Origin of the sequence: Chitinophaga sp. (assembly GCF_035564935.1) — a bacterium.
Lineage (GTDB): Bacteria > Bacteroidota > Bacteroidia > Chitinophagales > Chitinophagaceae > Chitinophaga.
The window spans coordinates 1-7,155 of the sequence record NZ_DATMTE010000248.1 but is presented as its reverse complement, the minus strand read 5'-3'; the positions used below and the strand labels follow the sequence as shown (position 1 = coordinate 7,155).

The 7,155-nt window shown below is 48.9% G+C and carries 4 protein-coding genes; all 4 read left to right on the top strand.

Features of this window, described 5'->3' with window-relative positions:
- Positions 1–287: 287 nt before the first annotated feature.
- The 4 genes from VN105_RS06520 (at position 288) to VN105_RS06505 (ending at position 7,107) form a co-directional block, all read left to right on the top strand.
- Positions 288–971, top strand: coding sequence for a response regulator transcription factor (locus tag VN105_RS06520; protein WP_325639093.1), 684 nt, complete (start codon positions 288–290; stop codon positions 969–971).
- Positions 968–2,278 (top strand): HAMP domain-containing sensor histidine kinase, encoded by a 1,311-nt coding sequence (locus tag VN105_RS06515; RefSeq protein WP_325639091.1) that lies wholly within the window; start codon positions 968–970, stop codon positions 2,276–2,278. Before VN105_RS06520 ends, VN105_RS06515 begins: the two co-directional genes overlap by 4 nt.
- Positions 2,279–2,399: 121 nt before the next feature.
- Positions 2,400–3,782 (top strand): TolC family protein, encoded by a 1,383-nt coding sequence (locus VN105_RS06510; RefSeq protein WP_325639089.1) that lies wholly within the window; start codon positions 2,400–2,402, stop codon positions 3,780–3,782.
- Between the two features lie 52 nt (positions 3,783–3,834).
- Complete coding sequence (locus VN105_RS06505; RefSeq protein WP_325639087.1) at positions 3,835–7,107, top strand: efflux RND transporter permease subunit; 3,273 nt, start codon at positions 3,835–3,837, stop codon at positions 7,105–7,107.
- Positions 7,108–7,155: the final 48 nt, after the last annotated feature.

The window sequence follows — 7,155 nt, the reverse complement described above, 5'->3', positions numbered from 1 at the left end:
CGGAGATAGAAGCGGGTAGAGGCGATCCTCTACCCGCTTCTATTTCCCACCCCCTTCAAAAATCTAATTAGCGTAATCAGTGTAATCAGTTTAATCCTGAGTCAGACAAATTCCGCATCGCCGAAGGCGATCCTTTACCCGCTTATATCTCCGCAAATCCTTAAAATCATAACAAATCTAATCAGCGTAATCAGCGTAATCAGTTTAATCCTGAGTCAGACAAAATCCGCTAAAAACTTCAAATTTGCTATAAATTTACCCCGCACCTTGCACCCAGGTATGTTTTTATGAAAGTATTGATTGTAGAAGATAATAAGGAACTGGCCAGCGGTATATCCGATTACCTCAACGGGGAAAAGTATATCAGCGAACTGGCCTATGATGTGGAAACAGCCAGGGAAAAGCTTTCCCTTTTCACGTACGACTGCATCCTGCTCGATATTATGCTCCCGGACGGTAACGGGCTGGAGCTGCTTAATTTCATCCGCCAGGAAAATATCAGCAGCGGTATACTGATCATCTCCGCCAAAGATGCCCTCGACGACAAAGTGAACGGCCTCGAACGCGGTGCAGACGATTACGTGACCAAGCCCTTTCACCTGCCCGAGCTGCATGCCCGGCTAAGGGCCATTTACCGCCGTAAAAAGCTGGATGGGAATAATCTTATTATCTTTAACGAGATAGAGCTTAATACAGACACTATGGAGGCCGTAATCAATAACTCCATCCTGGATGTAACCCGCAAAGAATTTGACCTCTTGTTGTATTTTGTGGTCAATAAGAACCGGGTATTGTCGCGGCAGGCAATTGCCGCCCACCTCTGGGGCGATTATACCGACAACCTGGCTAATTTCGACTTTGTATACCAGCATGTTAAGAACCTGAGAAAGAAGATCAGCGCCGCAGAAGGAGTGGATTATATAGAAACGGTGTATGGATTAGGGTACAAGTTTAATACCTCCAAAACATGAAGCTGCTTAATAAAATAACACTGTGGTTTATCGGGATCGTATTCCTGATCACACCTATCACTATGTACATCTCCCGCAACAACATCAAAAAACACCTCGATGATGCGGAAGTAGCGCGTATGACCGAGGTAAACGACCGGGTGGCCCAGCAAATGATGGCCGGCGAAAAACCGGATCGCTATACCCATGGAAGGCCCATCCAGATAAGCGCCGTAACCGGCCCGCTCCCGGAAAAGAAAGTAGCCGTTACAAAAGACTACTACGTTGCGGAAGACCTGGGCCAGAAAGAATGCCGCATCACGGTAGACTCCTGGTACACCATCGGGAATCAACCATATAAAATATCTTCCTTTAACTATGTGATCAAGTCGGAAGAAATATTCCGCGGTATGCTCAACACAGTAGTATGGAAAATGCTGCTCATGATCTTCGCAGTGTCTGTAACGGCAAGACTGCTTTCAAGAAAGATCTTTTCCCCGCTGCGCCGCACCATGAAAGCCATTCACCGCTTCGACCTGAAACAAAAAGATAAACTGCAGCTACCCGAAACCACTACTACCGAGTTTAAGGAACTGAATGTTTTCCTCGGTAAAATGACCGATAAAGCCATGGAAGATTATGCCGCCGTAAAAGAGTTCAGCGAAAATGCCTCGCACGAACTGCAAACACCGCTGGCCGTGATCCGCAGCAAAATAGAACTGCTGTCGGAAACCAATATTGATGGCGTACAAGCCGCACTGATAGGAGATATGCAGAACGCGATCGAAAAGTTGTCGCATATTAACCGCTCACTTATTTTACTTACCAAACTGGAAAACCAGGAATTTAAAGTGACCGAAAGCATTAAGTTTTGCCGCGTCGTAAAAGAGGTGATCGCCACTTATGAAGACTGGATCGCCATGCGCGAAATAGCACTCACTACCAACCTCGATAAAAATATTCCGCTCAATATTCATCCCGCGCTTGCGGAGATGCTGATCAGCAACCTGCTGAGCAATGCGATCCGGCACAACCGCGACGGGGGACAAATTAAAATGGTGCTCACGCATCGCGACCTGAGCATCAGCAACACCGGCATACCTCCGCAGATCCCTACGTGTGAGCTGTTCCAGCGGTTTAAGAAAAGTAACCAGAGCAACGACAGTATCGGGCTCGGACTCGCCATCGTAAAACAGATCTGCGAAGTGAACGGCTATGAAGTGGAATATGATTATGCAGACGGATGGCATAAGATCCGGGTAGCATTTTACAAAAAACAGACAGTAAACAGCGAAACCCAGTCCGCAGCGGCCGCAGTAGCTGTTTAAATATCCATCTCACAAAAAAATATCCCGGTTTCCCGTTTCCTTCAAGTTTACTTCAAAATGATACAGAAATTTTGCGGTTGAATATCCTCCGGGACATTTCAACCGTAAAATCTATCTATTCATGTGGAGTAAGAAATATTGGCTGTTGGCGGTTGTATTCCTGTTTTCAGGTTACAATGTATATGCCCAACAGGTATTTACCCTTAAGCAGGCTATTGATACGGCTATTGCCAACTACGGAACTATCCGCGCCAAAGCCAGATACACCGCGGCTTCCCGGGAACAGGTGTCCCAGGCCCGCCGCGATTACCTGCCTAATTTCAATGTAGCCGCACAGCAGGATTATGGCACCGTGAACGGGCAAAATGGCCCCCTGTACGGCTTCGGAGGCTTAAGCGTGGCGTCCTCCGGTTTGCCCCTCGATCATCAGAACTGGAACGCCTCCTTCGGCGCTTTATACCTTACTAATATCAACTGGGATTTCTTCGCTTTTGGAAGAGCTAAGGAAAAAGTGAAAACAGCATTAGCGGCCGCCGCTCAGAACGACAAAGACTGGCAACAGGAGATTTTTAAGCACAAAATAAAAGTGGCGGCCACTTATTTAAACCTCGTTGCAGCGCAGCAACTCACCCGCTCCTACAAAGAAAACCTTGAACGGGCAGACACTATCCGGACGGTAGTGGTAACCCGCGTGAAGAACGGGCTGATAGCAGGAGTGGACTCCTCGCAGGCAAACGCGGAATACTCCAATGCAAAAATTGCCCTCACCAAAGCGAGGGACTTTGAACAAACACAAAGCAATGAACTGGCACAGCTGCTCGGTATTACACCAAGGCAGTTTATACTCGATACCTCTTATGTAGCCCGCATCCCTGCATTGCCGCAGCAAACCTTTTCCCCGGAAAACCACCCGCTGCTGCAATGGTATAAAAGCAGGATAGCACTCAGCGATGAACAGGCAAAGTATGCCAAAACCTTTTATTACCCCGCGTTTACGCTGGTAGGCGTATTGCAGACAAGAGGCTCGGGGTTTGGCAACGGCTATGCGGCTGATCAAACCGATTTCACCCACAATTACTGGGATGGGGTGAAACCCACCCGTACCAATTACCTGTTTGGTGTAGGCGTTACCTGGAACATTACACAGCCCTTCCGTATTTCGCGACAGGTAAAAGCCCAACAGCTCACCAGCCAGGGGCTGCAGGAAGAATATCATCTTGCTGATCAGCAGATCCGCGCACAACTGGATCTCTCCGATATAAAGATCAAAAACGCACTGGATAACTACCTGGAATCGCCCGTACAGGTGAAAGCCGCTTCAGATGCTTATCTCCAGAAATCAGTACTGTATAAGAACGGACTGACCAACCTGGTAGATGTAACACAGGCGCTGTATGCGCTCATCAGGGCGGAAACAGACAAGGATATTGCATATAGTAATGTATGGCAGGCGCTATTGCTGAAAGCCGCCGCAGCAGGCGACTTCAGCATCTTTGAAAATTAGCTTTTCGTTAAACGGACGCCATTGATGGCTTTATTATCAACATGTAAGTACCATGAATTTAATCAGTTTTGCTTTAAAGAAACCCATCACCATCCTGGTGCTGGTTGCCGGCCTGTTCTTCTTTGGGATAAAAGCAGTCAATACCATCAAAATTGACATCTTCCCGAAGCTGGACATGCCGGTAATTTACGTGTCGCACCCATTCGGGGGGTACACGCCCAAGCAAATGGAATCCTTCTTTGCCAAACAATATATCAACATCTTCCTGTTTGTAAATGGCGTTAAAAGTATAGAAACAAAAAATATCCAGGGACTTACGCTGATGAAGATCAACTTTTACCCTGGTACCAACATGGCGCAGGCAGCAGCGGAAGTGAGCGCCTTTTCCAACAGGATACAGGCCATTTTTCCACCGGGTTCCAATCCGCCGTTCATTATACGTTTCGATGCTTCTACTTTGCCGGTAGGGCAGCTGGTGCTGAGCAGCGACAAGCGCAGTAATAATGAACTGCTGGACATGGCCAACGTGTACGTGCGTTCCTCCTTTACCTCCATACCGGGGCTGATAGGCTCCACGCCGTTCGGCGGTAACATGCGTACCGTGGTGATCAAGGCCGATCCGGAATTGCTGCGGCAGCATAATATGACGCCGGATCAGCTGGTAGAAGCCATGCGCCTGAATAATCAAACGGCGCCTTCCGGTAACGTGCGTATCGGGGATAATAACTATATCACGCCTGCCAATACCACTATCAAAACGGTAAAGGATTTTGAGAATATACCGTTGTTTAAGGGAGATGTACAAAATCTTTATCTCAGAGATGTAGCAACCGTAGAAGACGGGGCGGATGTTACCGCAGGTTATGCGCTGGTGAACGGTCGCCGTTCTGTATACCTCAGTATTGCCAAAGGCGCGGATGCCTCTACCTGGGAAGTGGTGCAGAACCTGAAAAAATCGCTACCAAAAATGCAGGCGCAGCTGCCGGAAGATGTAAAACTGAGTTATGAATTTGACCAGTCCACCTACGTGATCAACTCCGTAAAAAGTTTGCTCACGGAAGGCACCATCGGCGCTATTCTCACCGGCTTAATGGTATTGCTGTTCCTGGGTGATCCGCGGGGCGCAGCAATAGTAATTCTTACCATTCCTGCCTCCGTTATTTCCGCTGTACTTTTTCTAAGCCTGTTCGGGCAAACCATCAATATCATGACGCTGAGCGGGCTTGCGCTGGCCATTGGTATCCTGGTAGATGAAAGTACGGTAACGATAGAAAATATACACCAGCACCTGGATATGGGAAAACCCAAAGCACTGGCTATCTGGGATGCCTGCCAGGAAATTGCTTTCCCGAAACTGCTGATCCTGTTCTGTATCCTCGCGGTGTTTGCACCGGCATTTACCATGGGGGGGATCCCCGGATCCCTGTTCCTGCCGCTGGCCCTGGCCATAGGCTTCAGTATGATCATCTCTTATTTCCTGGCACAAACATTTGTGCCTATCATGGCCAACTGGATCATGAAAGTAAAACATCATAAGAAAGCAGATGGTAAGGAGATGACCGACGCGGAGGAATTTGCAGCTGCCGGTCTTTCAGGAGAGAAAGATACCTGGGAGCAGAAGAAATTGCTGGTGGAGCGCAGCGACTTTAATAACAACGGCAAGACCGGTGGTTTTGAACGCCTGAGAAACCGCTACCTGCGCTTTATCCAGCGGATGATGCCTTACCGTAAGCCGATTGTGATCATATACCTGGTAGCTGTTTGCGGGATCGTGGTATTGCTGTTGAATGGTATTGGCCGTGATGTACTGCCGAAAGTGAACGGCAGCCAGTTCCAGGTAAGAATGAGAGTGCCGGATGGCACCCGTATTGAACGTACGGAAGAACAAACCATCAAATTGCTGGATGGTATTAACCAGATAGTAGGAAAGGAAAATGTGTCCATTACCTCTGCCTACATTGGCATGCATCCGCAGCTGTTTTCTACGGCGCCCATCTTCCTCTGGATGGCTGGCCCGCACGAATCTGTATTACAGGTATCGCTCAGCGAGCATTACAAAACCAACCTCGATGAATTAAAAGATAAGATCCGGGAGAAGGCGAAGGTGATTGATCCGCAGATCAGTCTTTCCTTTGAACCCATTGAATTAACAGATAAGATCCTCAGCCAGGGTTCTCCCACACCGGTGGAAGTCAGGTTTGCGGGCCGCGACCGGAAACTGAGCGAGCAATATGCACAGAAGCTGATCACCGGGTTAAAGAAACTGCCTTATCTCCGTGATGTGCAGCTGGGGCAATCGATAAAATATCCTGCTATCAACGTAAATATAGACCGTATCAGGGCGGCGCAACTGGGAGTGGATATGAATGATATATCCCGTTCCCTGGTGGCTTCTACGTCTTCCTCAAGGCTTACGGAAAAAAATATATGGGTAGATGAGAAAGCAGGTTTGAGTTATAACGTGCAGGTGCAGATACCGGAAAGTAAGATGAACAGCCGGGAACAGATGGGAGAGATCCCTTTATTGAAGAATGCTTCCCGCCCTGTGTTGAGCGATGTGGCTACCATGTCGGTAGATACCACTTACGGCGAGGTGGACAACCTGGGCGCTATGCCTACACTAACGGTAACGGCTAACCTGAATAATAAAGACCTGGGTGCGGCTTCGGTGGATGTAAAGAAAGCGATTGCGGCGTTAGGAGAGCTGCCCCGGGGGCTGAACGTGGAACTGATCGGGTTAAGCAGCACGCTTACCGATACGCTTGACAGCCTGCAGGGGGGACTGATTGTAGCCATCGTGGTGATCTTCCTGATGCTGGCGGCTAATTTCCAGTCGTTCAAAGTATCCGCGGTGGTACTGGCTACGGTGCCGGCGGTATTGTTAGGTTCCCTCGCGCTGCTGATGCTGTGTGGTTCCACACTGAACCTGCAATCGTACATGGGGATGATCATGTCGGTAGGGGTGTCTATCTCCAACGCGGTGTTGCTCATCACCAATGCGGAACAGATCCGCAAGCATAACGGCGATGCGCTGTTATCCGCTTCGGAAGCGGCTGCCCTGCGTATACGCCCCATCCTGATGACGGCATTGGCCATGGTGGTGGGGATGATCCCGATGGCGAGCGGTCTTGGTGAAGCGGGGGACCAGTCGTCCCCGCTGGGAAGGGCTGTGATCGGCGGCCTGGTAGCTTCCACCTTTGCGGCCTTGTTTATATTGCCTTTGGCGTTTGCATGGGGACAGGGAAAAGCGGGTACACAAAGTGTATCGCTGCACCCGGGAGATGAAGAAAGTATTCACTATATCCCGTCGGATGAAAAAGCATAACTATAATTAATTCTTTTAAAATATACTTTATGAACAGCGGTACCCGTA

Bases quoted from the DNA above. Each gene is read 5' to 3' on its own strand.
- VN105_RS06505 (WP_325639087.1), top strand. From the start codon at position 3,835: ATGAATTTAATCAGTTTTGCTTTAAAGAAACCCATCACCATCCTGGTG.
- VN105_RS06515 (WP_325639091.1), top strand. From the start codon at position 968: ATGAAGCTGCTTAATAAAATAACACTGTGGTTTATCGGGATCGTATTC.
- VN105_RS06520 (WP_325639093.1), top strand. From the start codon at position 288: ATGAAAGTATTGATTGTAGAAGATAATAAGGAACTGGCCAGCGGTATA.
- VN105_RS06510 (WP_325639089.1), top strand. From the start codon at position 2,400: ATGTGGAGTAAGAAATATTGGCTGTTGGCGGTTGTATTCCTGTTTTCA.